25 protein-coding genes are annotated in these 25,916 nt (G+C 69.6%); 14 read left to right on the top strand and 11 right to left on the bottom strand.

The window, feature by feature from the left end:
- The first annotated feature begins 6 nt into the window (after positions 1-6).
- Together ACFWX1_RS21815 and ACFWX1_RS21820 are read left to right on the top strand one after the other, a co-directional pair.
- Positions 7-1,362 (top strand): cytochrome P450, encoded by a 1,356-nt coding sequence (locus ACFWX1_RS21815; protein ID WP_378389980.1) that lies wholly within the window; start codon positions 7-9, stop codon positions 1,360-1,362.
- A gap of 222 nt (positions 1,363-1,584) precedes the next feature.
- Positions 1,585-2,550, top strand: a complete 966-nt coding sequence (locus tag ACFWX1_RS21820) for a S41 family peptidase (RefSeq protein ID WP_378390085.1) — start codon at positions 1,585-1,587, stop codon at positions 2,548-2,550.
- Positions 2,551-2,616: 66 nt separating this feature from the next.
- On the opposite strand, the gene ACFWX1_RS21825 is transcribed toward ACFWX1_RS21820, so the two are convergent.
- The 3 genes from ACFWX1_RS21825 to ACFWX1_RS21835 all read right to left on the bottom strand — a co-directional run bounded on the left by ACFWX1_RS21825 (position 2,617) and on the right by ACFWX1_RS21835 (position 5,007).
- The gene (locus tag ACFWX1_RS21825; RefSeq protein WP_378389982.1) at positions 2,617-3,837 is read right to left on the bottom strand and encodes an RNA polymerase sigma factor; all 1,221 of its coding nucleotides are present in this window, start codon (positions 3,835-3,837) and stop codon (positions 2,617-2,619) included.
- The gene (locus ACFWX1_RS21830; RefSeq protein WP_378389984.1) at positions 3,834-4,202 is read right to left on the bottom strand and encodes a YciI family protein; all 369 of its coding nucleotides are present in this window, start codon (positions 4,200-4,202) and stop codon (positions 3,834-3,836) included. The genes ACFWX1_RS21825 and ACFWX1_RS21830 overlap by 4 nt, the downstream gene beginning before the upstream one ends.
- Before the next feature lie 166 nt (positions 4,203-4,368).
- On the bottom strand, positions 4,369-5,007 hold the full coding sequence (locus ACFWX1_RS21835; protein ID WP_378389986.1) for a TetR/AcrR family transcriptional regulator: 639 nt from the start codon (positions 5,005-5,007) through the stop codon (positions 4,369-4,371).
- A 113-nt stretch (positions 5,008-5,120) separates the two neighbouring features.
- On the opposite strand from ACFWX1_RS21835, the gene ACFWX1_RS21840 reads away from it, so the two are divergent.
- Positions 5,121-6,029 carry an oxygenase MpaB family protein gene (locus tag ACFWX1_RS21840; RefSeq protein WP_378389988.1) on the top strand — a complete coding sequence of 303 codons (909 nt, stop codon included), beginning with the start codon at positions 5,121-5,123 and terminating at the stop codon, positions 6,027-6,029.
- 79 nt (positions 6,030-6,108) lie between these two features.
- The gene (locus ACFWX1_RS21845; RefSeq protein WP_378389990.1) at positions 6,109-6,951 is read left to right on the top strand and encodes a maleylpyruvate isomerase N-terminal domain-containing protein; all 843 of its coding nucleotides are present in this window, start codon (positions 6,109-6,111) and stop codon (positions 6,949-6,951) included.
- A 6-nt stretch (positions 6,952-6,957) separates the two neighbouring features.
- Here the strand turns inward: ACFWX1_RS21845 and ACFWX1_RS21850 are convergent, their stop codons facing one another.
- The gene (locus ACFWX1_RS21850; RefSeq protein WP_378390087.1) at positions 6,958-7,935 is read right to left on the bottom strand and encodes a small ribosomal subunit Rsm22 family protein; all 978 of its coding nucleotides are present in this window, start codon (positions 7,933-7,935) and stop codon (positions 6,958-6,960) included.
- 175 nt (positions 7,936-8,110) lie between these two features.
- Here ACFWX1_RS21850 and ACFWX1_RS21855 point away from each other — a divergent pair, with 175 nt between their 5' ends.
- From ACFWX1_RS21855 to ACFWX1_RS21865, 3 genes are read left to right on the top strand one after another with little or no spacing between them, the layout of a single operon-like run.
- On the top strand, positions 8,111-8,536 hold the full coding sequence (locus tag ACFWX1_RS21855; protein WP_378389992.1) for a YciI family protein: 426 nt from the start codon (positions 8,111-8,113) through the stop codon (positions 8,534-8,536).
- 4 nt (positions 8,537-8,540) lie between these two features.
- Positions 8,541-8,891, top strand: coding sequence for a YciI family protein (locus tag ACFWX1_RS21860; protein ID WP_378328878.1), 351 nt, complete (start codon positions 8,541-8,543; stop codon positions 8,889-8,891).
- A gap of 40 nt (positions 8,892-8,931) precedes the next feature.
- Complete coding sequence (locus ACFWX1_RS21865; RefSeq protein ID WP_378389994.1) at positions 8,932-10,197, top strand: RNA polymerase sigma factor; 1,266 nt, start codon at positions 8,932-8,934, stop codon at positions 10,195-10,197.
- Between the two features lie 3 nt (positions 10,198-10,200).
- Here ACFWX1_RS21865 and ACFWX1_RS21870 read toward each other — a convergent pair whose 3' ends face one another.
- From ACFWX1_RS21870 to ACFWX1_RS21880, 3 genes are all read right to left on the bottom strand, one after another.
- Entirely contained in the window at positions 10,201-11,073 is an 873-nt protein-coding gene (locus ACFWX1_RS21870; RefSeq protein ID WP_378389996.1) for a nuclease, read from the bottom strand.
- A 556-nt stretch (positions 11,074-11,629) separates the two neighbouring features.
- On the bottom strand, positions 11,630-13,321 hold the full coding sequence (locus ACFWX1_RS21875; RefSeq protein ID WP_378389998.1) for an L-lactate permease: 1,692 nt from the start codon (positions 13,319-13,321) through the stop codon (positions 11,630-11,632).
- Between the two features lie 83 nt (positions 13,322-13,404).
- Complete coding sequence (locus tag ACFWX1_RS21880; RefSeq protein ID WP_378390000.1) at positions 13,405-14,202, bottom strand: IclR family transcriptional regulator; 798 nt, start codon at positions 14,200-14,202, stop codon at positions 13,405-13,407.
- Between the two features lie 244 nt (positions 14,203-14,446).
- Between ACFWX1_RS21880 and ACFWX1_RS21885 the strand changes: the two genes are divergently transcribed.
- From ACFWX1_RS21885 to ACFWX1_RS21905, 5 genes are all read left to right on the top strand, one after another.
- Entirely contained in the window at positions 14,447-15,679 is a 1,233-nt protein-coding gene (locus ACFWX1_RS21885; protein ID WP_378390001.1) for a MurT ligase domain-containing protein, read from the top strand.
- Positions 15,680-15,728: 49 nt separating this feature from the next.
- Positions 15,729-16,451: a type 1 glutamine amidotransferase gene (locus ACFWX1_RS21890; RefSeq protein ID WP_378390089.1), complete on the top strand. Its 723-nt coding sequence runs from the start codon at positions 15,729-15,731 to the stop codon at positions 16,449-16,451.
- 56 nt (positions 16,452-16,507) lie between these two features.
- Positions 16,508-17,929 carry an ATP-binding protein gene (locus ACFWX1_RS21895; RefSeq protein ID WP_378390003.1) on the top strand — a complete coding sequence of 474 codons (1,422 nt, stop codon included), beginning with the start codon at positions 16,508-16,510 and terminating at the stop codon, positions 17,927-17,929.
- On the top strand, positions 17,929-18,600 hold the full coding sequence (locus tag ACFWX1_RS21900; protein ID WP_378390005.1) for a response regulator transcription factor: 672 nt from the start codon (positions 17,929-17,931) through the stop codon (positions 18,598-18,600). The genes ACFWX1_RS21895 and ACFWX1_RS21900 overlap by 1 nt, the downstream gene beginning before the upstream one ends.
- Positions 18,601-18,689: 89 nt before the next feature.
- Positions 18,690-19,808, top strand: a complete 1,119-nt coding sequence (locus ACFWX1_RS21905) for a hypothetical protein (protein WP_378390007.1) — start codon at positions 18,690-18,692, stop codon at positions 19,806-19,808.
- A 296-nt stretch (positions 19,809-20,104) separates the two neighbouring features.
- Here ACFWX1_RS21905 and ACFWX1_RS21910 read toward each other — a convergent pair whose 3' ends face one another.
- From ACFWX1_RS21910 to ACFWX1_RS21925, 4 genes are read right to left on the bottom strand one after another with little or no spacing between them, the layout of a single operon-like run.
- Positions 20,105-22,180: an NACHT domain-containing protein gene (locus tag ACFWX1_RS21910; RefSeq protein WP_378390009.1), complete on the bottom strand. Its 2,076-nt coding sequence runs from the start codon at positions 22,178-22,180 to the stop codon at positions 20,105-20,107.
- Positions 22,181-22,216: 36 nt separating this feature from the next.
- On the bottom strand, positions 22,217-22,627 hold the full coding sequence (locus ACFWX1_RS21915) for a CoA-binding protein (protein WP_378390011.1): 411 nt from the start codon (positions 22,625-22,627) through the stop codon (positions 22,217-22,219).
- Positions 22,628-22,662: 35 nt separating this feature from the next.
- Entirely contained in the window at positions 22,663-23,235 is a 573-nt protein-coding gene (locus tag ACFWX1_RS21920) for a hypothetical protein (RefSeq protein WP_378390013.1), read from the bottom strand.
- Between the two features lie 60 nt (positions 23,236-23,295).
- Positions 23,296-23,799 carry a VOC family protein gene (locus tag ACFWX1_RS21925; protein ID WP_378390015.1) on the bottom strand — a complete coding sequence of 168 codons (504 nt, stop codon included), beginning with the start codon at positions 23,797-23,799 and terminating at the stop codon, positions 23,296-23,298.
- Between the two features lie 157 nt (positions 23,800-23,956).
- Here ACFWX1_RS21925 and ACFWX1_RS21930 point away from each other — a divergent pair, with 157 nt between their 5' ends.
- Positions 23,957-24,754, top strand: a complete 798-nt coding sequence (locus tag ACFWX1_RS21930; protein WP_378390017.1) for a 2-keto-4-pentenoate hydratase — start codon at positions 23,957-23,959, stop codon at positions 24,752-24,754.
- Entirely contained in the window at positions 24,754-25,530 is a 777-nt protein-coding gene (locus tag ACFWX1_RS21935) for a 2-keto-4-pentenoate hydratase (protein ID WP_378390019.1), read from the top strand. The genes ACFWX1_RS21930 and ACFWX1_RS21935 overlap by 1 nt, the downstream gene beginning before the upstream one ends.
- Positions 25,531-25,916 lie beyond the last annotated feature (386 nt).

The raw sequence follows: 25,916 nt of genomic DNA on the forward strand, positions 1-25,916 counted from the left end.
TGTCCGATGACCAGCAGTGATCACCGTTTCGATCTGCGGCAGACGCGTCCGGTGGCCGCCACGCGGTCCGCGGTGGCGTGGGTGCTCAAGTACGGCCTGACGGGGCTCGCCCTCCGGGTGGGTGCGCGCCAGGGCGACCTGCTCGCGCGCAGCGTCGTCGATCCGGCCCGCCGGGCGGATCCGTTCCCGACCTACGACGAGATCCGCGCCAGGGGACCCCTGCTGCCCGGCCGGTTCGTCATGGGGACGGCGAGCCACGCCGCCGCGAACGACATCCTGCGCGGCGACCGCTTCCTGGCCGCGCCCGCGGCGGCACCGGCGAAGTCCCTCGACAAGCTGCTCGACCTCGTGACCGACCCGCGCGCCCTCGGCCCGGTCGATCCGCCGTCGCTGCTGGCGATCAGCGCGCCGGAGCACACCCGGATCCGCAAACTCGTCGCCTACGCGTTCACCCCCAGGGCCATCACCGCCCTCACCGGCCGCGTCCAGGAACTCGCGGACGAGCTGCTCGGCAAGATCGCGGCCGAGAACACGGTCGACCTGATCGAGGCCTACGCGTCGCTGTTGCCGGTGACCGTGATCGCCGAGATCCTCGGCGTCCCCGAGGAACTGCGACGGCCGTTCGTCGAGCTGGTGAACGAGGCAGCGTTGTCCCTGGAGCCCGGACTGTCCTATCGGGACTACCGGCGGGCCACCGAGGCCGTCCGGAACGGGCACCGGTTCCTCGACGAGCACATCGCGCGGCTGCGCCGGAAGCCTGGCGACGACCTGCTCAGCCGGATGATCGAGGCGGCCGACGGTTCGGACAAACTCACCGACACCGAACTGCGGGTCACCGCGCTCCTGGTGCTCGGCGCCGGGTTCGAGACCACGGTCAACCTGATCGGCAACGCCGTGACGCTGCTGCTCGACCATCCCGGTCAGCTCGACCGCCTCAAGGCCGAACCCGACGGCTGGGCCAACGCCGTCGAGGAGGTGCTGCGGTACGACTCCCCGGTCCAGGTCACGCTCCGAGTGTCCAAAGCGGACACTGATGTCCTCGGCGTGCCCGTGCGGGAGGGGCAGGCGGTGGTCGTCATGCTCGGGGGTGCCAACCGCGACCCCGACGTCTTCGCGGAGCCGAATCGCTTCGACACCACCCGCGCGAACGCCCGCGAGCACCTGGCCTTCTCCGCCGGGCCGCATTTCTGTCTCGGCGCGCAGCTCGCCCGGCTCGAAGGAGCCACCGCGCTGCGGACGCTGTTCGAACGATTCCCCGATCTGGCATTGGACGGAACGCCGACGCGACGCGGTACGCGGGTTCTGCGCGGCTATCGGCGTCTTCCGGTGCGAGTGGGAGGAACGCCGAAGTCCGTTTCGTGAGGCCAGCCGGGGTCCCCCGGTGCCGTGGTTCCGAGCCATCGGCGGCCGGAACCGAGGGACGCCCTGGGTGCGTTCACCGCACCGAGGGACGCCCCCGATGCGCCCAACGCACCGAGGGACGCCCTTGTCGCAACCGGGCAAACCGCCGCAACCATCGGTGGGTCCAGGGTGGTAGCCCTGAACGCCGCCAAGTGGCGCGGTTTTCGGCATGCTGGGGATGTGATGCGGGTTCTGGGGTTGCTGTTGTCGGTCGCGCTCGTCGCCGGTCTCGCGGGCGCGGCGCCGACGGATCGTCCGGTTCCGGCCGTTTACGCCTATCTGGACGACGCGATCGCGCTGATGCGGAAGAACGCGCTGGACCGCGACCGGGTCGACTGGCCGGTGGTCCGGGCGAACGCGCTGCGGATGGCGGGGGACGCGACCACCACCGCGGACACCTACCCGGCGATCGAGTACGTGATCGGCGCGCTGGGAAACCGGCACACCTTTCTCATCCGGCCCGGTGCGATGCCCGCTCCCGCCGCGAGCGTCATCCGGGTGCCGTCGGGCAGGCGAGTCGACGACCGTGTCGCGCTGATCGCCGTACCCGGTTTTCAGGCCGACCCGGCGGGAGAACGGCGTTACGTCGAGGAGGGAGTCGCCGCCATGCGGCAGCTGGACAGCGCCGCATCGTGTGGGTGGATCGTCGACCTCCGCGGGGACGACGGCGGTGCCATGTGGCCGATGCTCACCGTCCTCGCGCCGCTGCTCGGCGACGGGACGCTCGGCGCGTTCGTCTCCCCTGACGGCACGCGGACCGCGTGGAGCGTGCGCGACGGCCGGGCGGAGCTGGGCGGGGAGGGCATGACCGAGGAGCGGAACCCGGTGCGGCTCAGCCACCCCCGGCCGCCGGTGGCGGTGCTGACCTCGGGTGACACCGCCAGTTCGGGTGAAGCGACCCTCATCGCCTTTCGCGGGCAGGACAACGTCCGGAGTTTCGGCCGGGCCACCGGGGGATACGCCACCGGCAACGAGACCTACTCGTTCGCCGACGGCGCCCAGCTCCTGCTCACGACCGTCCGCAACGCGGACCGCACGGGACGGGTGTACGACGGCCGTCCCATCGCGCCGGACCAGTTGTCGCCGGTGAAGGCGCCGCCAGGCGAGGCCGTCGAGGCGGCTCGTACGTGGCTGCACACGCGGTGCTGAGGTCCACTGTGGACTATCCTGCCGTGAAGGCCTCCTTACCGGCGTTGAGCGCTGTGAAGGAGGCCTTCACGGATCGATCGCCGCGCGTTTTCGGCGCAGCAGGTCGCGTTCGGCGGCGTTCTCGGTGCGTTCGACGGCCGCGTCGTAGGACTGCGCCGCTTCGGCGTCCCGGCCGAGCCGGTGCAGCAGATCGGCGCGGATCGCGTGGTACAGATGGAAATTCGGCAGGTCCAGTTCGTCCACAAGGGACAGTGAGGCGGCGGGGCCGTCGACCTCGGCAACCGCGACGGCGCGGTTGAGCGCCACGATCGGGGTCGGGGTGAACGTCAGGAGCTGGTCGTAGAGCGTCACGATCTGCGCCCAGTCCGTGGCCGCCGCGATCGGCGCGTCGCTGTGGACGGCGTTGATCGCGGCCTGGATCTGGTACGGCCCCGGCTGATCCCGCCGCAGGCAACGCCGCACGATGTCCTGACCCTCCGCGATGAGCGCACGATCCCAGCGGTCACGGTCCTGTTCGGACAGCAGGACGAGTTCGCCGCCGGACGTCGTGCGTGCCGCGCGGCGCGACTCGATCAGCAGCATCAGCGCGAGCAGGCCCCACACTTCGGGTTCGTCGGGCATCAGTTCGGTCAGCAGGCGTCCGAGCCGGATCGCCTCCGCACACAGGTCCTCGCGCACGAGCCGATCGCCCGAACTCGCGGTGTAGCCCTCGTTGAAGACCAGGTACACCACCGCGAGCACGGCTCGCAGCCGATCCGGGAGGTCCGCGTCGCCGGGCACGCGGTAGGGGATCCGCGCGTCCCGGATCTTGTTCTTCGCCCGGACGAGCCGTTGCGCCATGGTCGGTTCGGGCACCAGGAAGGCGTGCGCGATTTCGGCGGTGGTGAGCCCGCCGAGCAGCCGCAGGGTGAGCGCGACCCGGACGGCGGGGGCGAGCGCGGGGTGACAGCAGGTGAAGATGAGCCGGAGCCGGTCGTCGCGCACGGGGCCCTCCTCAACGGGTTCGTCCTCGGCGTGGAGGAGCGCGGCCTGCGCGTGCCGGCCCGCGCGGGACGCTTCGCGCCGCAGCCGGTCGATGGCGCGGTTGCGGGCGGTGGTGATGATCCAGCCGGCCGGGCTCGGCGGCACTCCCGACGACGGCCATTTCTCGATCGCGGCGGCGAAAGCGTCCTGGACCGCCTCCTCGGCGATGTCGATATCGCCGAAGACACGGACCAGGACAGCCACCGCACGCCCGTACTCCGCGCCGAAGACGCGTTCGACGTCGGTGGTCTCGCGCCCTGTCACGGCCGGCAGTCGTCCGGGGATTCGTCCTGCAGCGGCCGGACCTCGATCGGGAGCATCCCGATCGCCTCGGCGAGTTTGCGGCCCCAGCCGAGTGCCGCGTCGAGGTCGGGCGCCTGGATCACGGTGAACCCGCCGAGGTGCTCCTTGCCCTCGGTGAACGGGCCGTCGGTCATCAGGACGTCGCCGTCCTTCACCCGGACGACGGTCGCCGAACTGGCGGGATGCAGGCCACCGCTGAACACCCAGGCGCCCGCGTCCCGCATTTCCTGGTTCAGCGCGCGGAGGTTCTTCATGATCGGTTCGAGCACCTCGGGCGCGGGCGGCTCGCCGTCGGGCTGGTAGATGCTGAGCAGGTACTGCTGCATGGGGGCCTCCTCCTCGTCGGCTCCGGCACCGTGCCGGATTCTCACCCCCTATACGAGCGGCCGCCGCCCGGATCGACAGATTGCCGAAGGGGACTTTCCTCGCGCTGGATGAGCTGAAGGGGACTTTCCTCGCATGTGATGAGACGAAAGTCCCCTTCAGCTCGCCCTACCCCCGTCGTTCGCGCTGGAGGGCCGCGGTGATGTCGCTCGAGGTCAGGATCATCGCGACCAGGAAGTCGACGAGGTGCTCCCGCGTCACGTCGACCTCCCCGCGCAACCACGTCACGAGCAGGTCGAGACAGCCGTTGACCATGGTCAGCGCGGCCAGCGTCTGGTCGACCGGGTCGGGGACCGCGGCGCCCAGCATCTCGCGGCCCTGTTCGGCGACGATTTCGGCGACCTGCCGCACGCTGGCGTGGCGGCGCCGGCGCAGCGCCTCGGTGGTCTGCGATTCGATGAGCAGCCGCGCGTACCGCTTATCGTCCGCGAAGAACGTGACGATGGCGTCGATGACGGCGCGCACGCGCGAAGGGGGATCTGGCTTCGTCGTCTCGATTGCCGCGGTCAACGCGCCCAGCGCGTCGGCAGTGACGACGTCCCACGCGGCGGGCAGCAACTCGTCGCGGTCGCCGAAGCTGGCGTAGAAGTACCGGTCGTTCAGCCGGGCGTGGGCGCAGACGCGGCGGACGGTGATGGCTTCCGGGCCGTCGGTGGTGAGCAGGTCGAGCGCCGCGTCCAGCAAGGCCGCCCGCCGCGCGGCCTTCCGCTGCGGGCCGGTCGCGCCCGCGTAGTTCCGCTCGGACACCGGACACCTCCGATCTTGACGTCCGGATGGTATCTGGGGGACAGTGTCCCCAGATATCTGGTGACGGTCGTGGCCACAATGACCGTGCCCGCACGTCGAGGAGGTACGCGTCCATGACCGAGGTGCAGGAGAAACCACGAGCGGCCACCGCGCGGCCGGAACGTCGTCCGTTCGGGCCGGACGGTCTGCTGTGGGAGACGCAGGGACTGGTCACGTTCTCGCTGTCCACCGGTGCGGCGTTCCTGCTGCAGACCATGCATCCCACCGTCGGCGAGGTCGTCGCCGAGCATTCGGTGTACCGCACGGACGCGCTCGGCCGCGCGGCGCGCAGTATCGCGTCGGTGATGACCTGGGTCTACGGCGGTGAGGAAGCGCTTTCCGAAGCCGACCGGCTCCGGAGCATGCACGCCACTTTGAACACCACCGACGCGGACGGCGTCGCCCATCACGCGCTCGCGTCCGGGCCGTGGGCCTGGATCATCCTCACCGCGCCGTACGCGCTCACGACGTCGTCGCGGTATTTCTCCCGTCGCCCGTACACCCGCGAGGAAGCCGAGCAGCTGTACGCGGAGATCGTCCAGCTGATGCGGAATCTGCACGTGGCGGAGAAGGAAATCCCGCCCACGTACGACGAATACCTCGCCCGGTTCGACGAGATCATGGAGCACATCCTCGTCGCGCATCCGACGGCGTACTCGTTCCTGGAGACCACGCGGCACATCCCGCCGCCGATCCGGCTGCCGAAGCCATTCCATCCACTGTGGAGGGTCGCGGCACTGATCCCTGGGAGGGTTCAGCACTTCGTCACCGTCGGCACGTTGCCCGAACAGGCCCGCGCGAAACTCGGGCTCCCGTGGTCGTCGCGCGACGAACGCAGGCTCCGGGGGCTGGGCCAGGCGGTCGCCCGGATCGTGCCGCTGCTGCCCGAGCGCCTGCGGTATCTGCCGATCGCCTACGAAGCGCGTCGCGCTGAACGCGCGAAGCGACGGCTGCGTACCGCGCTCGCCCGGCGTCCGTTGTGATCAAAGGGAACGCGGCATTTTCGGATATCCGGGTGCGTGCGCCCCGCATTACTGTGATCGTCGGCTGGAGGGCAGAAAAGTGGCGATCACACAACAACGCTGGGACGCGGTCCGGGTGGCCCTGCCGCAGGCGGGCGCCCGGTTCGCGGACCTCGTCACCGGGGCACCGGACCCGGCCACCGCGGTGACCGCGGACTGGGACATCACGCAGACCGCGGCGCACGTCGGCTACATCGCGCTCCTGTACACGACCATGGTCCGCGGCACGGGCGAGCCGTTGCGGCTGCCCGGTCTCGCGGAGCCGATCGCGCAGGCCCGCACCGACAGCATCGCGGCGATGAACGCGCTCGCGTTCGAGGAGTACCGGGAACGGGATCCGGTGCGGTTGAGCGAAAACCTGCGTGCCGACATCGACGAGATCCTGCGCGAGAGCGCGGATCTCGACCCGGAGAAACCGGTGCCCTGGCTCGGCGGTTCGCTCGTCCCGGTCGCCGGGGTTCTCGCGCACCTGCTCAACGAGTTGCTCATCCACGGCCTCGACATCGCCCGCGCGGTGGGCGTTTCGTGGCCGATCCGGTCGGCCGACGAAGCGCTGTTCCTCGAACTGTTCCTGATCGGCATGACGCGCAACGGCGTCGGCACGCTGCTCGACGACGCCGTGCCGTCCCCACGCCGGATCGCGGTGGAGTTCCGGTCCGCGTACACGGAACCGGTGGTCATGGCGCTTCAGCACGGCCACGTCACGGTCGAGGAGCCGGACGGCGCGAGTGACGTCCGGCTCCTCTTCGATCCCGCGGTGCTGGTGCCGATGATGTTCGGCCGCATCGGCAAACTGCGCGCGGTGTTGACCCGCGGAGTCGTCATCCGCGGGCCGCGGCCGTGGCTGCTGCGGAAGTTCCTCAAAACGGTCCGGATGCCCTGAACGGGATCAGCCCGGCCAGGCGTCGCCCCATTCGACGTCGCGCGCGGCACGGTAGAGATCGCCGTGGCGCTTGGAAACCGTCGTCTCGGTCAGCGTCGCCCCGGCAGTACACAAGTCGAGCACGACGAGCCCCTTGCGTTTGCGCGGGTGTCGCACGATCCGCGCTTCGGGCAGCTTCGCGGCCTCCGGCGACGCGGCGACGTACGAGAACTTCTCGTCCTCGAAGCCGAGCGTGCCGGACTTGAGCTGGCGGTGCAGGCCGGTTCGGGACAGCCGCGCCGAGAAATGGCACCAGTCCTCGCCGGGAGCGATCGGGCAGCCGTGTTCGTGCGGGCACGGCGCGATCAGGTGCGCGCCGGACGCCGAAAGAACGTCCCGCGCGGCGCGGATCCGCTCGAATCCGGCCGGCGTCCCCGGCTCGATCAGCACGACCGTCCGCGCCTTCGCCGCCAGCCACCGGACGACGTCTTCGCGGATCCGGTCCGGGAGTTCACCGAGTACATAGGACAGCGTGACCAGGTCGGCCTCTGGCGGCGGTGACCCGGGATCGATCAGTCCGCGCCGCCACTCCGCCGTCCGCACCGACGCCGAACCCGCCTGCGCGACGAGCCGGGTGCCGAGCGTGATCGCGGCCGGAACCTGCTCGATCACCGTCGCCTTCTCCAGGGACGGCCAGACGGAAGCGGCAGCCCAGACGGCTGCCCCGGTCCCGCCGCCGACGTCCATATGCGTACGCGGCGCGAAGTCCGGAGTGCGGGCGGCCGTGGCCGCGAGTGCCGCGTGAACAGCCGCGTACGTCGCGGGCATCCGGTACCCGGCGTACGCGGCGACGTCGACATCGGAGGCGAGGATCGGCGCGCTCGCGGCGCCGCCCTGCCGGTAACGCGCGCTGAGCCGCTCGACGGACTGCGCGAGCCGCTGCTGGGGATACCGGGAGAGTTCGCCGTCGAGCGCCGACCGGAGATCTTCGGGGAGTGCCGCCACGGTCACGGATTCTCCCACCCGGGTGAGTTTTGTCCGTTCCCCGGTGCCTGACCTGCTAGTTTCGTGCCCGGCGAACTGGGTGGAAAAAAGTTCAGCCGCCGTGTCGATCCCGCGCCCGCCCGTTCGACGCGTTGGTGAAGCAGGAAAGACCAGAACGACTTAGAGGAGTAACCCCATGCGGTTCATGGTGATCATGAAGGCGTCCGAGGAGTCCGAAGCGGGCCAGCTGCCCAGCACCGAGCTGCTCACCGAGATGGGCAAGTTCAACGAGGAGCTGGTGAAGGCGGGCGTCATGCTCGCCGGGGAAGGGCTGACCGCCAGCTCGGAAGGCGTGCGGGTGCGGTTCTCGGGTAACGAGGAACCGCAGGTCATCGACGGTCCGTTCGCCGAGACCAAGGAGCTGATCGCGGGCTTCTGGATCCTCCAGGTGCGGTCGAAGGAAGAGGTCGTCGAGTGGGTCAAGCGGGTGCCGAACACCGACGGTGCCCACCACACGATCGAGATCCGGCGCGTTGCCGAGCCTGAGGACTTCGGCGAGAACATGACGCCGGAGATCCGCGAAGCCGAGGAGCGGCTCCGCGCGGCGACCGAGCAGCGGTAACGGCATGCGATTCGCGGTGCTGGTCAAGGGCGATCCGGAGGTCGAGGCGGGCAGGCTGCCCACGACCGAGGAACTCGCGACGATGACCGAGTTCAACGAGGAACTCGCCCGCTCCGGGATGCTGGAGCTCGCCGAGGGACTGCAACCCACCGTCGAAGGCGCCAGGGTGTTCTTCGCCGGTGACGCCGAGCCCCAGGTGACGGACGGCCCGTTCGCCGAGACCAAGGAACTGATCGCCGGGTTTTGGATCTTGCGGGCGGACTCGATGGCCGAGGTGGTCGAGTTGGTGAAGCGGGTGCCGAACCCCGAGGGCAGGGACGGGGAGATCGAGATCCGGCCGATCGCGGAGTTCTGACCCGCTTGCCTTGGCCGCGGCGACGCTGTCTTATGGCGTCGTGACGGCAACGGCAACCGATGCTCGCGGAGCGATCGAGGCGGTGTGGCGGATCGAGTCGGCGCGGCTCATCGCGGGGCTCGCGCGGATGGTCCGCGACGTCGGCCTCGCCGAGGAACTCGCGCAGGACGCCCTGGTCGCGGCCATGGAACAGTGGCCGGACGAGGGCGTCCCGCGCAATCCCGGCGCGTGGCTGATGACCACGGCGAAGCGGCGCGCCATCGATCTGTTCCGCCGCAACGAACGTTTCGAGCGGAAACTCGACGAGCTGGGCCGCGAACAACAGCTCGGCGAGGGCGTCCTGCCGGACTTCGACGCCGTGCTCGACGACCGCATCGAGGACGATCTGCTGCGGCTCGTCTTCACCGCGTGTCACCCGGTGCTGAACACCGGGGCGCGCGTCGCGCTGACGTTGCGGATGCTCGGCGGCCTCACCACCGACGAGATCGCGCGGGCGTTCCTGGTCAAGGAATCGACGATCGCGCAGCGGATCGTGCGCGCGAAGCGTTCGCTCGCGGAGGCCAACGTCCCGTTCGAAGTCCCCGAGGGCGAGGAGCGGATCAACCGGCTGTCCTCGGTGCTCGAAGTCATCTACCTGATCTTCAACGAGGGCTATTCGGCGACGCGCGGCGATGACTGGATGCGTCCCGCGTTGTGCGAGGAGGCGCAACGGCTCGCGCGGGTGCTGTCCGGTCTGATGCCGAACGAGCCCGAGGTGCACGGGCTCGCGGCGCTGGTCGAACTCCAGGCGTCGCGGAACGCCGCCAGGACCGACGCGGACGGCGACCCGATCCTCCTGCTCGATCAGGACCGTTCGCGGTGGAATCAGCTGCTGATCCGTCGTGGTCTGGACGCGCTCACCCGCGCCGAGGAACTGGCCGAGGGTGCGTACGGCCCGTACGCGGCGCAGGCGGCGATCGCGGCGTGTCACGCCAGGGCACGCACGCCGGAACAGACCGACTGGGTCCGGATTTCGGTGCTGTACGCGGGTTTGGCGCGGTTGCGGCCGTCACCGGTCGTGGAGCTGAACCGCGCCGTCGCCGTCTCCATGGCCTATGGACCGCAAGCCGGACTGGACCTGGTGGACCGGCTGGTCGACGAGCCCGCGTTGAAGGGATACCACCTGCTGCCGAGTGCGCGGGGAGACCTCCTGGCGAAACTGGGCAGACATGCCGACGCGCGTGCCGAATTCGAGCGCGCCGCCGAGATGACCGGCAACGCGCGGGAACGCGCGCTGCTGCTCAACCGGGCAGCCGATCAGGGCTGAACCTCACGCTTCGATGAAGACGATCCGTTCCGGTTCGACGGTGAGCTGAAGCGTCTGGCGGCGCACCGAAACAAGCGTCTCGAACTCCGTCGCGTGTCCGTCCGGGATGGTGAACAGCCGGTCGTTGCGCGTGCTGAGATAGTGCGAGAACCCGGCCAGCGACACCCCACCCGACTCGTCGATCGACAGGTAGTCCACGAGCCTGCGGAACAGTTTCGGCAGAATCACCAGGTCGGTGCTCAGCTGCGTGCGGGACTGCAGCCGGAACCCGGAATTCGTCACGTCGTGCTTCCACACCCCGCTGCCCGAACCCCGCGCCGCGACGGCCACGTCGGAAAGCGCCTGCCGGAGATCCGGGTAGAGCAGCGAATAGAACGTCGGGTAGACGAGTCCCTCGGCGAGCAGCTGGTAATTGGCGGAGTTCTTCAGTGCCTTGACGTCGAGGTGGACATCGCTCAGATCCGTCGACCGGCCGGGGCGCTGACCAGGAAAGGCGAAGGCGACCGCGCGGCCGTATTTGTCGGCGAACCGGGTCAGGATGTGGCCGGTGACCTTCGGCGGGACCGCTCTGGTGACGGTGCCGTTCTCGTCGCGTTCGGCCTTGGTGAACCCGAGCAGGGCGAGCAGCCTGGCGGACGCGGCGTCGGCGAGTTCGGCAGGCTGGTGCAGCATCGCGCCGTGCCCCTGCGGCCGGTAATGCGTCTCCAGCGCGTCGATCGCGTCGAGCCGCAACTGCATCCCGCCCCGCGAATTCAGCCGGACCTTGAGCCCGGCCTTCTTCGTGGCCTGCGGGTCGTCCGGATAGAACCGCACCGAATCACCGTCCGGTGAAGCCCCGACGATCTGGAACGTTCCTTTGATCAACGTCATCGGCATGACCTCTACGGTAGGTCGCCCACGCGTGGTTTCCTCCCCGGTTCATCCGGACAGAGCAACGTGGACGCCTTCTGTCCACTTTGGATTCGCGTCGAATTCGCCGGATGCCGCGAAAGCCGTGACCGAATTCCCGGATCGCGCACGGCCCGGTGAACTGTGGACGTGCGCTGACGTTTCCGTGCGGGGCGGAAGGTTGTGAATGGTGCGTTGAGGATTGAACCGCGGGCGGTGATCCAGCGGTGTCCTGAACGCGCCGTTGGTGCGGGAGAACGTCTCGAACGCGTCGTTCGGGACATCCTGGGCGCCGCCGGGCCGATGTGCCGAGGGACGCCCTTGGTGCGCTGAACGCACCGAGGGCCCCCTTCGTCGCAGCCAACGCACCGAAGGCGTCCCTCGGCACCTCTGGCCGCATGAACGGGCCGTTCGACCCAGCTCGGCCGCACTACAGGCGTCGCGAACGACGCGTTGGGGACGTTCAATGCCGCGAACGCGTCTTTCGCGACAAGCACGCCGTCACGCGAGGCCCTCGTCATCGCGGCCCCGGGCGCCCCCGCCTCTAAGGCGACGGGATCATGAAGCTCAGCACGGTGGCCTGCAGCAACGAGAGCACCCCGACCACGGCCGTCAACGCCAGTGACCACAGGAAGGTCTGGCGCAGCAACGATCCTTCCTTCCCGCTCTGCCCGATCGCGGTCGCGCCGATGGACAGGTTCTGCGGGGAGATCATCTTGCCCATCACGCCGCCCGACGTGTTCGTCGCGCCCGCCAGCACCGGGTCGAGATGCAGTTGCTGCGCGGAGATCACCTGCATCGGCCCGAAGAGACTGTTCGTGGAGGCGTCCGAGCCGGTGAGGAACACGCCGAGCCAGCCGATGTACGCCGAGAAAATCGGGAACAACACGCCGGTGGTGGCCAGTGCGAGGCCGAGTGTTTGGGTCGCTCCCGAGTAGTTCATGACGAACGCGATCGCGAGGATCATGAAGATCGTCGCGAGCGCCCAGCGCATCTGATACAGCGTCTGCCGGTACGCGCGCAGCAGTTTCTCCGGGCGCGCGCCCATCACGAACCCGGCGATCACCGCCGCGAGCAAGGCGACCGTGCCGGGGGAGAACAGGAAGTCGACGGTGAGCGTCGCGGCGTACGGACTGTTCTTCGGCGTGATCGGCGGATGCTGCACGACCTGGTTGTGCAGACCGGGCCAGGCGAACACCCAGTCCGCTTTGTGCAGCAGCTTGGTCAGGTCCAGCCACACCGGCAGGTTCTTGAAGATCGTCCCGATCCGGGAAAGGAAGATCGCCAGGATCAGGATGATGTACGGCGTCCACGCGTACAACGCGCCGCGCCCGGACGAGGCGGCCGCGCCGACACTGCGAGACTCGCGCGCCGGTTCGCCGTCGAATCGCCAGACCGTTTTCGGCTGCCAGAAACGGGTGAGGATCCACAACGCGGCCATGGCGGCGAGCGCGGCGAGGACGTCGACCAGACTGGGGCTCACGAAGTTCGAGGCGACGAACTGCATCACGGCGAAAGCGACGCCCGAGGCCACCACCGCGGGCCACACCTCGAGCATGCGCTTCCAGCCCGCGAGCACCACGACGAGAAACGCCGGGATGATCAGCGCGAGAAACGGCACCTGACGGCCGACCATCGCCGAGAACGCGTCGGTCGCCTGATCCGGTTTGAGATGCATGATCGGCGCGGTCAGCCTGCCGAGCACGATCAGCGGATTCCCGAGCCCGCCGAACGCGACCGGCGCGGTGTTCGCCAGCAACGCCAGCACCACGGCCTTGACCGGCGGGAAGCCGAGCGCGGCCATCATCGCCGCGGTGATCGCGATCGGCGAGCCACCGCCTGCGACGCCTTCGAGCAGCGCGCCGAAGCTGAACGCGATCAGCAGCGCCTGCAACCGCCGGTCCTCACTGAACCCGGAAAGCGCGCGTTTGATCGACTCGAAACGGCCGGTCGCGACGGTGACGTTGTGGAAATACACCGCGTGGAAGGCGATCCAGGCCACCGACCACACGCCGAACACGACCCCCATGGCCGCCGCGTCGAACGCCAGCCCGGCGGGCATCCGGTAGAGCAGCAGCGCGACGCCGAGTGCGGTGATCAGCGCGAGCGCCGCGGAAAGATGCGCCGACAGACGGACGACGCCCAGCGACACCAGCAGCACGATGATCGGCAACGCGGCGAGCAGCGCGGAAATCCACAGCCCGCCCGCGGGCTGGTAGTCCTGGAGCCAGCTCACGCGATCGACTCGCTTCGCGAGACAGTGCTGGATCCCTTTTGGCGCATGATGTCCATGGTTCGCTCGCAAGCTTCGCTCACGAGTCAGCCCCGGGGAACCCGGACGTAACCCAGCCGCATGGACAACGCCGCCGCGGTGCCCGCGACCGTGGCGCCGAGTTCCTCGACCCGGCGCAGCACCCGCGCCGCGGGCCCGGCCACGCTGATCGCCGCGATCGGCCTGCCCGAATGATCGCGCACGGCCGCGGCGACGCAGCCGACGTCCGGTTCGTTCTCGACGTCGTCGACGGCCCAGCCGCGCCGGCTCGTTCGCGCGAGATCGTCGAGCAGCCGCGCGGGATCGACGATCGTGCGCAGAGTGAGACTGTCCAGTCGCATGCGGCGGACGCGCTCCAGCCGGTCGGCTTCCGGCAGCGCGGCCAGCCACGCCTTGCCCAGCGACGTCGCGTGCTGCGGACGCCGGGTGCCCAGCCGGCAGGCCAGCGTCACCGCGCTCGCACTGCGTTCGGAGGCGACGTAGACCATCGCGTCGTTGTCCGGCACCGCGAGATAGGTCGTTTCGCCGGACCGTTCGGCCAGCGCGGAGAGATACCGCGGCGCGCACCGGTGCAGATCCGTCGCGGCCATCGCCCGCGCCCCGAGTTCGACCAGCCGGGTGCCGAGCCGGACCCGTCCGGTGGCTTGATCCGCTTCGAGGTAGTCGAGATTCTTGAGCGTCCCTACGATGCGGTAGGTCGCGCTGCGCGAAAGGCCCAGTTGCCGGGCGATCGCGTTGGTGGAAATCTCCTGATGGCGGCCGACGTGCTCGAGCACCGCGAGCCCGCGTTCGAGTGTGCCGCTCTGGTCAAGTCCGTGTTTGCCAACTCCACGGTCCGGCTCCATGTTGCCCTCCGAGGGACGCCCGAGGTCCCGGTCAGTGGAAACTCGTTCCGCTAAGCGGGGTTCGGACGGTAACACCTCCGATGTTTAGTAGGGAAGGGCTCTTAACGAAGTGGCCGCCAACCCGACTTTAGGGGTGGTCCATCTGGTTCAACCTCCGATCGATAACTTGACTTACGAAGGGCGGTGAGAGAGCCCGATCAGGTACTCAGGAAAATCACAGCTTATGACGGGCAAGGTGCAACCGATGACTGCTCGCAGCCCCCTACGCACGCGTGCGTCCGTGGCTGCCGGCCGGGCGACGGCGTGGCTCTCACGCAAATCCGGATTCGGCAGTGGCGGAATGATCGGCGGACGGGTCACGCTCAAACTGGACCCGCAGGCGCTGCGCCGGCTGGGTCGTGAGCGGACCGTCCTGCTGGTCACCGGCACGAACGGCAAGACGACGACGTCCCTGATGCTCGCCCGCTCCGTCGAGGCCCTCGCCGAGGTCGCCCACAACAGCGAGGGCGCGAACATGCCCGACGGCGTGCTCTCCGCTCTCGCGCGGCGCCCCTCGGCCCCGTACGCCGTCCTGGAGGTCGACGAGACCTACGTCCCGTGGGTGGCCGAACAGGTCGACCCGGCGGTGCTCGTCCTGCTCAACCTCTCCCGCGACCAGCTGGACCGCGTCGGCGAGGTCCGCTCGCTCGAACGCGACCTGCGCGCGGCGATCGCCAAGATGGAGAACACCCACGTCGTCGCCAACTGCGACGACGTGCTGGTCACCTCGGCCGCGTCGGCCGCGGCGAAGCCGGTCTGGGTGGGCACCGTGCGGCGCTGGACGGACGACTCGACGTCGTGCCCGCGCTGTGGTGGCCCCATCGTCCAGGACGGCAGGCAGTGGAGCAGCGAGTGCGGGCTCGTCCGGCCGGACCCGGCCTGGCAGCTCGAAGGCGATCTGGTGCACACGCCCGAGGGCAAGGCGGTCGACCTCGACCTGCGGCTGCCGGGCGACGCCAACCGCTCGAACGCGGCGATGGCACTGGCCGCGGCGAGCTGCGTCGGCGTCTCGCCGCACACCGCCGCCGGCAGGCTGAACAGCATCACCGACATCGGCGGCCGCTACCGCACGGTCCGCCGCAGCGAGCACTCCGTGCGGCTGATGCTGGCGAAGAACCCGGCGGGCTGGGCCGAGACGCTGCACGTGCTGGAGAAGGACTCGCCCGTGGTGGTCGTCGTCAACGCCCACGAGGCCGACGGTCGCGACATGTCGTGGCTGTGGGACGTGCGTTTCGAAGAACTGAAGGGCCGTAAGGTGATCGCCGCGGGCGAGCGCTGCGCCGACCTCGCGGTGCGCCTGCGCTACGCCGAGGTCGACTACACCATGCAGCCGGACCCGCTCGCCGCGATCGACGCGGTGCGGCCCGGTGGGGTGGACCTGGTGGCGAACTACACCGCGTTCCGTGACCTTCTGGGTAGGCTTCCGAATGACAACTGACAGTGATCGGCGCGGCCAGATCGTCGCCGAGCCCGCGAAGAAGAGTTCGATGTCCACCGCTCGAATCGGCCTGATCCTGCCGGAGGTGCTCGGCACCTACGGCGACTCCGGGAACGCCCACGTCCTGTGCAAGCGCCTCGAATGGCGAGGGTACGACGCCGAGGTCGTCCCGGTGCTGCTCGGCGAGCCGGTGCCGCACGGGCTCGACATCTACCTGCTCGGCGGCGGCGAGGACGGCGCGCAGGCGCTGGCCACCGAACACCTGCGCAAGCACATCGGACTGGGCAAGGCGGTCGAGAACGGCGCGATCGTGCTCGCCATCTGTGCCGGTCTGCAGGTGCTCGGCACCCGCTTCCGCGGCAGCGACGGCGTCGACCACGAGGGCCTCGGCCTGCTCGACGTGGTGACCGAGCCCGGCGAGCCGGGCACCCCGCGCGCGGTGTCCGAGCTGGTCGCCGAGGGCGGCGCGATCCTCGGCGGGGAGGCGCTCACCGGGTTCGAGAACCACCAGGGCCGCACGAAGCTCGGCGAAGGCAGCATCCCGCTCGGGCGGGTCGTGTCGGGCACCGGCAACGGCGACGGCACCGAGGGCGCGGTGACCGGCCACGTCGTCGGCACCTACCTGCACGGGCCCGCGCTCGCGCGCAACCCGGCGCTGGCCGATCTGCTGCTGACCTGGCTGGTCGGCCACGAACTCGAGCCGCTGGACATGCCCGAGGTCGACAAGCTGCGTGCCGAGCGGTTCGCCGCGGCCAAACGCCGCCGGTCCTGATCTCCGCCGGGGTCCAGGAGCGAAACCTTCGGGGTAGCGGTGTCTACGCTGCCCTGGTGAAAGCGGGACGGCTGATCGCGGCGACCGGCGTGCGGATGCGCACCACGGCGGTCGCCGTGTTCGTCCTGGCGCTGGCCATGGTCGTGGCCGGGGTGCTCGTCGTGCTGTTGCTGGAAAACTCGCTCGACCGCAACGTCACCGAGAGCGCGCGCAGCACCGGTCTCCAGGTCGCGCGGCAGCTGGCGAAGGTGGGCGCGGCCGGGCTGAGCGACACCGGCGTCGCCGCGACCGGCGACGCCGAGGCCGTCACCCAGGTCCTCGACGTGCGCGGTCGTCCCGCGACGAGTGATCCGGCCATCGCCGACCAGCCGCCCATCACGGACGCGCGACCGGTGCCGGGCCAGGAGATCGTGGAGACGCGGTCGCTCGGCATCCACGGCGACGTCAGCAGCTACCGGACGGTGTCGCGGCTGGTGAACGGGCCCGGTGGGCCGTACACGGTGATCTCCGCGCGCTCGCTGGTGCCGGTGACGGAGGCATCGACGCGGTTGACGTTGCTGCTCGGCCTGATCGCGCTCCCGCTGCTGGGAATCTCGGGCCTCGCGGTGTACCGGTCGGTCGGCTCGGCGCTGGAGCCGGTCGAGCGGATGCGGCGCACGGTCGCGGAGGTTTCGACGCGGGATCTGAGCGCGCGGGTGGCGTTGCCGCCGGGCAGCGACGAGGTCCACCGGCTGGCCGCGACGCTGAACTCGATGCTCGACAGACTCGGCTCGGCCCAGGCCGCGCAACGCCGGTTCGTCGCCGACGCGAGCCACGAGCTGCGCTCGCCGCTGTCCACGATCAGCGCCGCGCTCGACGTCTCCAGCCGGCATCCGGAGAGCATGGGCACCGACGAACTGGTGCCGGTGATCTCCCGCGAAACGGCGCGGCTGCGCGAGCTGGTCGACGACCTGCTGATGCTCGCGCGCACCGACGACGCGACCGACCGGCCGTCCCGCGCCGAGGTCGACATGGACGACATCGTGCGGGCCGAGGCCGAGCGGGTGCGCGGGGAAAGCGCCCTCGAAATCGAGGTCAGGGCCTGGCCCGCCAAGGTCCACGGCAGCGAGGCGCAGTTGCGCCGCGCCGTGCGGAATCTGGTCGACAACGCCCGTGAGCACGCGAAGGAGCGGATCCGGGTGAGCAGCTCGGTGCTCGGCGATCGCGCGGTCATCGAGGTCGGCGACGACGGGCCCGGCGTGGCACCCGCCGACCGCGAACGGATCTTCGAACGGTTCGTCCGGCTCGACGCGTCCCGCCAGCGCTATCACGGCGGCACCGGGCTCGGGCTCTCGATCGTGGCCGGGATCGCCGCCCGGCACGGCGGCCGGGCGTACTACGCCGGCGAGGTCGAGCCGAACTATCCTGGAGCGCATTTCCGGATCGAGCTGCCCCGGATAGACCTTCCGGCGGACATCGACCTTCCCGTGGAGGACTGATGCGGCTGCTGATCGTCGAGGACGAGCGCGAGCTCGCCGAGACGTTGCGCAAGGGCCTGGTCGCGGAGGGCTTCACCGTCGATGTCGCGCACACCGGCAAGGACGGCCTCTGGTCGGCCACCGAGGGCGACTACGACGCCGTCGTCCTCGACATCATGCTGCCCGAGCTGTCCGGCTACGAAGTACTGAAACGCTTGCGGGCACAGCGGAACTGGACCCCGGTGCTGATGCTGACCGCCAAGGACGGCGAATACGACGAGGCGGACGCGTTCGATCTCGGCGCCGACGACTACCTCAGCAAACCGTTCTCCTTCGTGGTGCTCACGGCTCGGCTGCGGGCGTTGCTGCGTCGCGGCGCGCCCGCGCGCCCCGCCGTGCTGGCCGCCGGTGACCTCCGGCTCGATCCCGCCGCCCGGACCGTCCACAGGGGACAGCAGCGGATCGAGCTGACCGCGCGGGAGTTCGGCCTGCTGGAGTTCTTCCTGCGGCGCCCCGGCGCGGCGCTGACCAAGAACGAGATCCTGAACCACGTCTGGGACGCGCATTACGAGGGCGACGAGAACGTCGTCGAGGTCTACGTCGGCTACCTGCGGCGCAAGATCGACACCCCGTTCGGGACGCACACGATCGAGACCGTGCGGGGCGTCGGCTACCGGCTGGCCGCGGACTAGGTGAGCCGGAACGGAACAGTTCCTGAACTCGCGCGGGCGACCTACTTCTGCCGCTGGCTTGGCGGCGCCTGCCGCGCGATGCTGTGGCCGTGCCAACCGGGACACTGGTCAGCGACGCCTCCTCGGTCGAGCGGATCACCTTCAGCTACTCGACGCCGCCGTCGACGGTGGCCCCGAAGAACTGGGTCGGGATCTACGCCGATCCGGGCAACGGGCCCGTCGATCAGCGGTACGTCGGACCTTCGACACTCTGGGAGTACACGCCGCTGGCGAGCGGGACCGTGTCGTTCTTCTCGGGGTCGCTCGCGCCGGGCAACTACATCGCGTTCTACCTCGCGAACGACGGCTACGCCTGGCTCGCCGATCCGGTGCGGTTCAGTGTCCGCGCGACGCCGCAGACTCCGCCGCCGGTGTTCCGCGACGCGTTCGGGCGGCCCGGTGCCGGGCCCGGCCAGTTCAGCAGCCCGGCCGGGATCGCGGTCGACACCCGCGGCCAGCTGTGGGTCGCCGACACCGGCAACGACCGCGTCCAGGCGTTCACCCGCGGCGGCAAACTCGTGCGGGTGCTGGCCGGGCGGCTCAAGTCTCCGCAGGCCGTCGCGCTCGACGGTGCGGGCAACATCTACGTCGCGGACACCGGGAACAACCGGGTCGTCGAGTATTCGTGGTGGGGCGGGTTCGTCCGGGAGTTCGGTGCGGGCAAGCTGGACACCCCGCGCGGCGTCGCGATCGACACCGCGGGCCGGCTCTGGGTGTCCGACACCGGGCACCAGCGTGTCGCGCGGTTCGACACCCGCACGGGTGCGGCGCTGGCCGATGTCACCGAAAAGGTCAGCTCGCCGCAGGGCATCACCAGCGACGGCGCCGGTGGTGCCTGGGTCGTCCACAATGGACGTGCGGCGAGCGGAAACGTCGCCGTGGTGCGGTATTCGGCCGATGGCAGGGCGGTCGCGTCGATCGGCGCGTCCGGTGGTCTGGCCACCCCGGCCGACGTCGCGGTGAACGCGGGTGGCGATGCCTACGTCGTGATGCCCGGCTACGGCGGGGTCGCGCAGTTCCGGGCCGCCGGTCGCTGTCGCGCCGACTTCGGCACGGACGGGCCGGGCGCGCTGAGTTCCCCGCTCGGTGTCGCCGTCGATACGGCAGGCCAGATCTTCGTCGCGGACGCCGGAAACCACCGCATCGTCCACTTCGGAGTTCCTGCGTGAACGGTCCTGCCGCCGGACGTGCGCAGGGCGATCGCCGAACCGGCGGCGCGGCCTGGCGGCTGACGACTTTCGGTCGTCTGGCGGAACCCGGCCATGGGCGCCAGGGCCACGGCGTACTACGACCGCGCGGAACTCGGCGTTCCGCTTCCGCCACCCGCCCATGGGTTTGCCGCGTGATAATGCCGATCTCCGTTATCTCGCAACGATTTCCAAGCCAAGTCAGGCTCAGGTCGCGGCCCGCTACAACCCTGCGCCGAGCTTGCCCGCCAGCCCGCGGCGCATGCCATGTGCCCGCTTTACTTTCCGGGTCGCGCGGCTGGTGGCGTGGCACCCTTCCGGTCCTGCGCGGCGAGCCAGTCGCGCAGGTTGGCGTGCCTGAACTGGTAACTCCGTGCCGCGATGCGGAGCAGGTACGGGCGGTGCGCTTCGACCTCGCCGAGGAAGCGGACGAGCCGCAGCGGTGTCCCGTCTCGCGCGGCCAAGTACAACTGGGCGACGGCCGCGGCCCAGACCCGCGAGTTCGCCAGTCCGGCGGCGATCCCCAGCGGGATACCCAGTACCGGACCGAACAGGAACCAGCCGGTGTTGGCGGACCGCAGCAGCACCATCGCCGTGCCGGTGGCGAGACCGACCACGACGCCGAACACGAGCCCGGTCTTGAGCGAGGACGAAAGATCCGTCCACCAGGCGTCCGCCGGTCCGGCGGTGTCCGTGGTGGTGAAGTGCGCGGCGAGCCCGGCCGCGAGCGCGACGGCGACGCCGACAAGCGTCCCGCCGGCGAGCCCGAGGTCGCCGCCAGGCGGAACTCCGGCCGCCGTGCCCGCCACCAGCGCGACCGTCAGCTTGAATTCGGGCAGTTGCGGCGACACGAGATGCCGCCATACCCGGGGCGGGCGACGGGCGTGCTTTCTCCCGCCGAAGGCGGCGATCACGAGCCCCCCCCGATGGTCCCGAACGCCGGGCCGTAGACGAGCCCGCCCACGAGCCAGGCGGACAGCGGGGCCGGGTATCCGTACATGATTCCGTGCGCGCCCAGGTACATGGAGTCCCCACAGCAGGCCGAACACACCGCCGAGCGCCGCGCCGAGAACGGCGTTGAGGACAATGCGCGGTGTGTTCGGGACCCAGTCCGGGAGCCGCCACCAGTCGAGATCGTGGGCGCCGTCCTGCTTGAGTCTGCGGGCGAGAGTGGTCAGGGCGGTGCGGACGGTTTCCGGGGCATATCCGCCAGGGCGAGCCTCGCAGACGAGGGTGGTCGCCTTGCCGAAGAGATGATTTCGGATGTCTTCGGGTTTCCGGAAGGTCTTTCCGTCGAGAAGCTCGTCGACGGGGTCGCCGAGGTGATAGACGTCAAGGAGGAAGGCGACGTTCAGTGGCGTGTCGAGGGCTTGGGCGAGACGGCTGCGAGGATGTTTTTCGACCTTCGCGATCACCTTCTTCCACGCGGTGGGCACAGGACGTAAGGGGTCCTGGATGTAGGCGCGGAGGTAGGCGGCCACGACTTCTGCCTCCAGCGGCTGGAGTTCCAGCGCGATGGCGTTCCTGAGCACGCCGTTCTCGGCCGCCTCTTTCAGTTCGCCGGTGCGAGACAGCAGCACGAGCCGGAAGGTGGTCTCGTCCAGCGCTTCGAGGGCCGCGCTCCGATGGTTTTCGGGCATTTCGTCGAGCCCGTCGAGGAACACCGCGATCCGGTCGTTTTCGAGCAGTGCGGCGGCCTGCCGGCGGCTGAGGTTTCCCACCCGCGGGAGTTCGGTGATCTTGCCGATCAACCACTCTTCCAGCTGAGTGGTACTCCGCCAGCCGCGCATCGTGAGAATGACCGGGACAGGGATCTTGCGGACGTCGTCCGGGTTCGCTTTGTTTCCGTGCTCCAGGACATCCAGGAGCAACAGGATGGCGGCGGAACTCTTTCCCGCCCCCGGCTCACCGACGATGATCAGCCGCCGATCGCCCAGTCGCTCATAAATCTTGTACAGGTCACGATAGTCACCGTCCCTGTTCAAGAGCGCTTCCGAGTCTCGTCCGGCGCCCGGTTCGGCGAAGAGTTGCCATCGGACACTCAACGGCGGTCTCTGAAGCCCGCGACTCCTCGCACTGCGCCGTGATTCGTTGGTCGCGGCGCGGGCGACCTTGGCGGCGAGACGGTCCAGTTCCGCCGTGTCCGGATCCTCGGCCGCCTTGGTCATCCGGTCGAAGACGGTCACCGTCGGGACGACCGTGCCGAACGCCAGTGCGATGAGAGCGACGGCGAATTGACCACGGCCGGTCGCGTCCGCGTGAAAAGCCCACCCGATCAGGCCACAGAATACGAGGGCTCCGCAGGCGAAAACCCAGTTTCGCTTCCGGATGCGCGCCCGGTTTCGATTCCGCACGAAAACATCATGGCGTACCCGGCGGCCGCGGGGGTGTCAACCTGAGGCGTTTTGGGAAATGCTCGCGACGGCGCGGACGACGGCGGTGCAGCGGTCCTCGACGTATTCGAGACCGGCCTCTTCGGCGATGCGGCGTGCCTCGGCGGAGACGATCCCCTGCTGGAGCCACAGGGCTTTCGCGCCGATGGCGACGGCCTGTTCGGCGATGCCCGGGGCTTCGGCGGCGGGCCGGAACACGTCGACCAGATCGACCGGCTCGGGGATGTCCGCCAGCGACCGGTAGACCTTCTCGCCGAGCAGTTCGTCGGCGGACGGGTGTACCGGGATGATCCGGAAACCGTGTGCCTGCAACACCGCGGGCACGGCGTGTGCTTCCTTCGCCGGATCCCGGCTCAGGCCGACGACCGCGATCGTGTTCGCGCTCGCGAGGATTTCCTCTGGCTTCATACCGGTGGAACGCTCAACCACGCGACGGCATTCCGTCACAGCTTCCACAGCCGGAGCCCGCGAACCCGGTACACCGGCCACAGCACGTGCCACGGCTTCCGCCGGGCGAACGTCGCCGCGCAGGTCAGGAAGTTGCGGGCCGAGGTCGTCGCGACCTCGTGCCGGTCCGGCCAGATCTCGCCGCGGGCGCCCACGGCGAGCCGGAACACGGTGAGCAGGCCGCGGCCCTGCAGGTCGTACTTCGCGCCGGTGTCCCCGGAGGCCGGGGTCAACGCCGCGATCTCCGCCCCGAACGCCCTCGCCGCGCCGGATCGGGCTTCCGCGGGAACGGCACCGACGCTGCGGGTGATCGCCTTGCCGTGGACGCGGCGGGTGTAGCGGGCCAGCAGCGCGCGTTCCCAGCGTGGCAGGACGCGTCGATGCGCCAGCAGTGCCGCGCATTCCGCGTGCCCGATCGCGAAGATGTCGGCGAGTTCGTCATAACTGCCGTTCGGCACCGGCTCGTTGAGATGCAGGCGCACCTCGAACCGGCTACGCGCGACGAGCTCGTCGAGCTGCTCGCGGCGATCGAGCCGTGCCTTCGCCAGGGACTGCGACCACTCGGACATCGGACCCCCCCACGTCGGTTGGCGGAAAGGCTAGGCGCCGCGGGGGCCCGAAACCACAGTTCAGCCGATTTTTTCGCCGTACATCTCGCCGAGCGGGTCGGAGATGAGTTCGAGCCGGACGCCGTCGGGGTCGGGCAGGTAGATCGAGTTCTCGCTCTCCACCTGGTAGGCGACTCCGGCCTCGTCGAGCCGCTTGCGTGCGGCTTCCCAGTGTTCGGGCGTCACGGACAGCGCGAGGTGGTGCAGGCCGCCGAGCACCTCGGCGTACGGGCCGAGGTCGAGGCCGGGCAGGTCGAAGAACGCGACCGCGTTCCCGTTCCCGACGTCGAAGAAGAAGTGGCTGGACCCGGGGTAGTCGCGGTTCTCGAACAGCTCGGTCAGCGGAAAGCCCAGGACGTCCTGATAGAAGGTGATCGTCCGCTCGACGTCGCTGGAGATCAGCGCGGTGTGGTGGATGCCGCGCCCGATGGTGGCGGGCCGTTCCGCCGCCGGGTGGAGATGACGTTCGCGGAGGTCGTCCCGGACTTCGGCGAGCTTCGCGACCTCGGCTTCGGGCAGTGCCACGGTGACCACGTCCTTTCTCTCGGTACGGACGACGGTACGCCGATAATGTCTCGCGCACAAGAGATTGTCTCGCGAGAGGTTTTTGTTCTGCTCAGTGGAACGAGGGTCTTGTCTGGTCTCCTCCCGCGCGGCAGAGTTCGCGTGTCGGAAGGACCCCATGGACGCACATGCGCTGCAAGAAGCCGCCACCAGCCTGCTGAGCGCCTACGAGACGCGGAAGCCGATCGAACCGCTCGTGACGAGCTACCCCGAGGCGACCGTGGAGGACGCCTACCGGATCCAGCAGCGGGTGGTGCGGCACTGGGTCGAACGCGGCGACGTCGTGCGCGGGCACAAGGTCGGCCTCGCCTCGGCCGCCATGCAGCGTCAGATGGGCGTCGACCAGCCCGACTACGGTCACCTCACCGGCACGATGTTCCACCTGGAGCACCAGCCGATCCCGATCGGGCGCTTCCTGCAGCCGAAGGTCGAGCCCGAGGTCGCGTTCGTGCTCGGCTCCGCGCTGCGCGGACCCGGCGTCACCGTCGCCGACGCCGTGCGTGCGGTCGATTTCGTGCTGCCGGCGCTGGAGATCGTCGATTCGCGGATCCGGGACTGGCAGATCTCGCTGGTGGACACGATCTCCGACAACGCCTCGTCCGGCGGGGTGGTCCTGGGCAGCAGGCCGACCGCGCTCGGCGACGTCGACCTGCGGCTCGCCGGATGCGTCCTGCACGCGGACGGCGAACTCGCGGCCACCGGCGCCGGAGGTGCCGTGCTGGGTTCCCCGATCAACGCGCTGGTGTGGCTCGCCAACACGGTGGGCCCGCTCGGGGTGACGCTCGAACCCGGCCACGTCGTGCTGCCGGGCTCGATGACGCGAGCCATCCCGGTCCGTCCCGGAGGCACGGTGGTCGCGACGATCGCGGGGCTGGGCAGTGTCACCGCTGTCTTCTCCGAGGAGGAAGAAGCCTGATGAGTCTCGGAGTGAGCACCGCCGCGGAACTCCTGCTGGCGGCGGCCGACGCGGTCGCCGACCGGGAGCCGCTGACCGACACCTGGCCGGAGTTCGACCTGAGCACGGCTTACGCCGTCCAGGACGAGTCCTTGCGCCTGCGGCGTGCCAGAGGGGAGGCGCTGATCGGCGTCAAGCTCGGGCTGACGTCGCGGGCCAAACAACAGCGGATGGGCATCGATTCGCCGTTGCTGGGCTGGCTCACCGACGCGATGGTGCTCCCGGCGGGCGAGCCGGTGCCGCGGGCCAAGCTGATCCATCCCCGCGCCGAACCGGAACTCGTCTTCGTGCTGGGCAAGCGACTGGCCGGCCCGGGGGTGACGGCCGCGAGCGCGCTGGACGCCGTGTCCACGGTGTACGGCGGCATCGAGATCATCGACAGCCGCTACCGCGACTTCCGCTTCCAACTGCCGGACGTGGTGGCGGACAACGCCTCCTCGGCCTACTTCGGCCTCGGACCCGTCGGCCTCGATCCGTCCACAGTGGATCTATCGCTGGAGGCAGCCCTGGTGGAGGTCGACGGCCAGATCGTCGACACCGCCACCGGAGCCGCCGTCCAGGGGCATCCCGCGCAGGCACTGGCGCTGGCGGCCAACGCCCTCGGCGAACGTGGCCTGGCGCTGGAGGCGGGCTGGCTGGTGCTGACCGGCGGGATGACCGACGCGGTCGAGGTGCGCCCCGGTTCCCGGGTGGCGGCGCACTTCTCACACCTCGGCTCGGTGACCCTCGCGGGCTGACGCCGCCGCTCCGAGGGACGCCTTGGGTGCCCCCGACGCACCCTGCCGAGCGCTGTGAAGGGCGCCTTCACAGCGCTGAGCGCACTGAAAGTTCCCTTCAGTCCCTCAGTGTCTATAAAGGACTAACATGGTGTGAAGGGAACCGTCATCGCGAAGCGCGGAGCATGGCTACCGGTGCGATCTGGATCCACCGCGGTGTCCTGAACGCTCCGTTGGCGACGGTGAACGTCTCGAACGCGTCGTTCAGGACATGGGCACGGCAGCCCTGGGTGTCACGTCCCTTGTCGCGAAAACAACGTTGGGGTCGTTTGTGATGTAGCAATGGTCCTTGGCCGGCGAAACCACCCCACCCCCACCCTCGACGACGTCAACGTCAACACCCGAGG

It is taken from the genome of Amycolatopsis sp. NPDC059021 (assembly GCF_042739895.1).
Taxonomy (GTDB): Bacteria; Actinomycetota; Actinomycetes; order Mycobacteriales; family Pseudonocardiaceae; genus Amycolatopsis.

What these genes read in the sequence shown, in the direction of transcription:
- ACFWX1_RS21815 (WP_378389980.1), top strand. Translation starts at nt 7, where the DNA reads ATGACCAGCAGTGATCACCGTTTCGATCTGCGGCAGACGCGTCCGGTG.
- ACFWX1_RS21820 (WP_378390085.1), top strand. Translation starts at nt 1,585, where the DNA reads ATGCGGGTTCTGGGGTTGCTGTTGTCGGTCGCGCTCGTCGCCGGTCTC.
- ACFWX1_RS21830 (WP_378389984.1), bottom strand. Translation starts at nt 4,202, where the DNA reads ATGCAGCAGTACCTGCTCAGCATCTACCAGCCCGACGGCGAGCCGCCC.
- ACFWX1_RS21840 (WP_378389988.1), top strand. Translation starts at nt 5,121, where the DNA reads ATGACCGAGGTGCAGGAGAAACCACGAGCGGCCACCGCGCGGCCGGAA.
- ACFWX1_RS21855 (WP_378389992.1), top strand. Translation starts at nt 8,111, where the DNA reads ATGCGGTTCATGGTGATCATGAAGGCGTCCGAGGAGTCCGAAGCGGGC.
- ACFWX1_RS21860 (WP_378328878.1), top strand. Translation starts at nt 8,541, where the DNA reads ATGCGATTCGCGGTGCTGGTCAAGGGCGATCCGGAGGTCGAGGCGGGC.
- ACFWX1_RS21870 (WP_378389996.1), bottom strand. Translation starts at nt 11,073, where the DNA reads ATGCCGATGACGTTGATCAAAGGAACGTTCCAGATCGTCGGGGCTTCA.
- ACFWX1_RS21880 (WP_378390000.1), bottom strand. Translation starts at nt 14,202, where the DNA reads ATGGAGCCGGACCGTGGAGTTGGCAAACACGGACTTGACCAGAGCGGC.
- ACFWX1_RS21885 (WP_378390001.1), top strand. Translation starts at nt 14,447, where the DNA reads ATGACTGCTCGCAGCCCCCTACGCACGCGTGCGTCCGTGGCTGCCGGC.
- ACFWX1_RS21890 (WP_378390089.1), top strand. Translation starts at nt 15,729, where the DNA reads ATGTCCACCGCTCGAATCGGCCTGATCCTGCCGGAGGTGCTCGGCACC.
- ACFWX1_RS21900 (WP_378390005.1), top strand. Translation starts at nt 17,929, where the DNA reads ATGCGGCTGCTGATCGTCGAGGACGAGCGCGAGCTCGCCGAGACGTTG.
- ACFWX1_RS21915 (WP_378390011.1), bottom strand. Translation starts at nt 22,627, where the DNA reads ATGAAGCCAGAGGAAATCCTCGCGAGCGCGAACACGATCGCGGTCGTC.
- ACFWX1_RS21920 (WP_378390013.1), bottom strand. Translation starts at nt 23,235, where the DNA reads ATGTCCGAGTGGTCGCAGTCCCTGGCGAAGGCACGGCTCGATCGCCGC.
- ACFWX1_RS21930 (WP_378390017.1), top strand. Translation starts at nt 23,957, where the DNA reads ATGGACGCACATGCGCTGCAAGAAGCCGCCACCAGCCTGCTGAGCGCC.
- ACFWX1_RS21935 (WP_378390019.1), top strand. Translation starts at nt 24,754, where the DNA reads ATGAGTCTCGGAGTGAGCACCGCCGCGGAACTCCTGCTGGCGGCGGCC.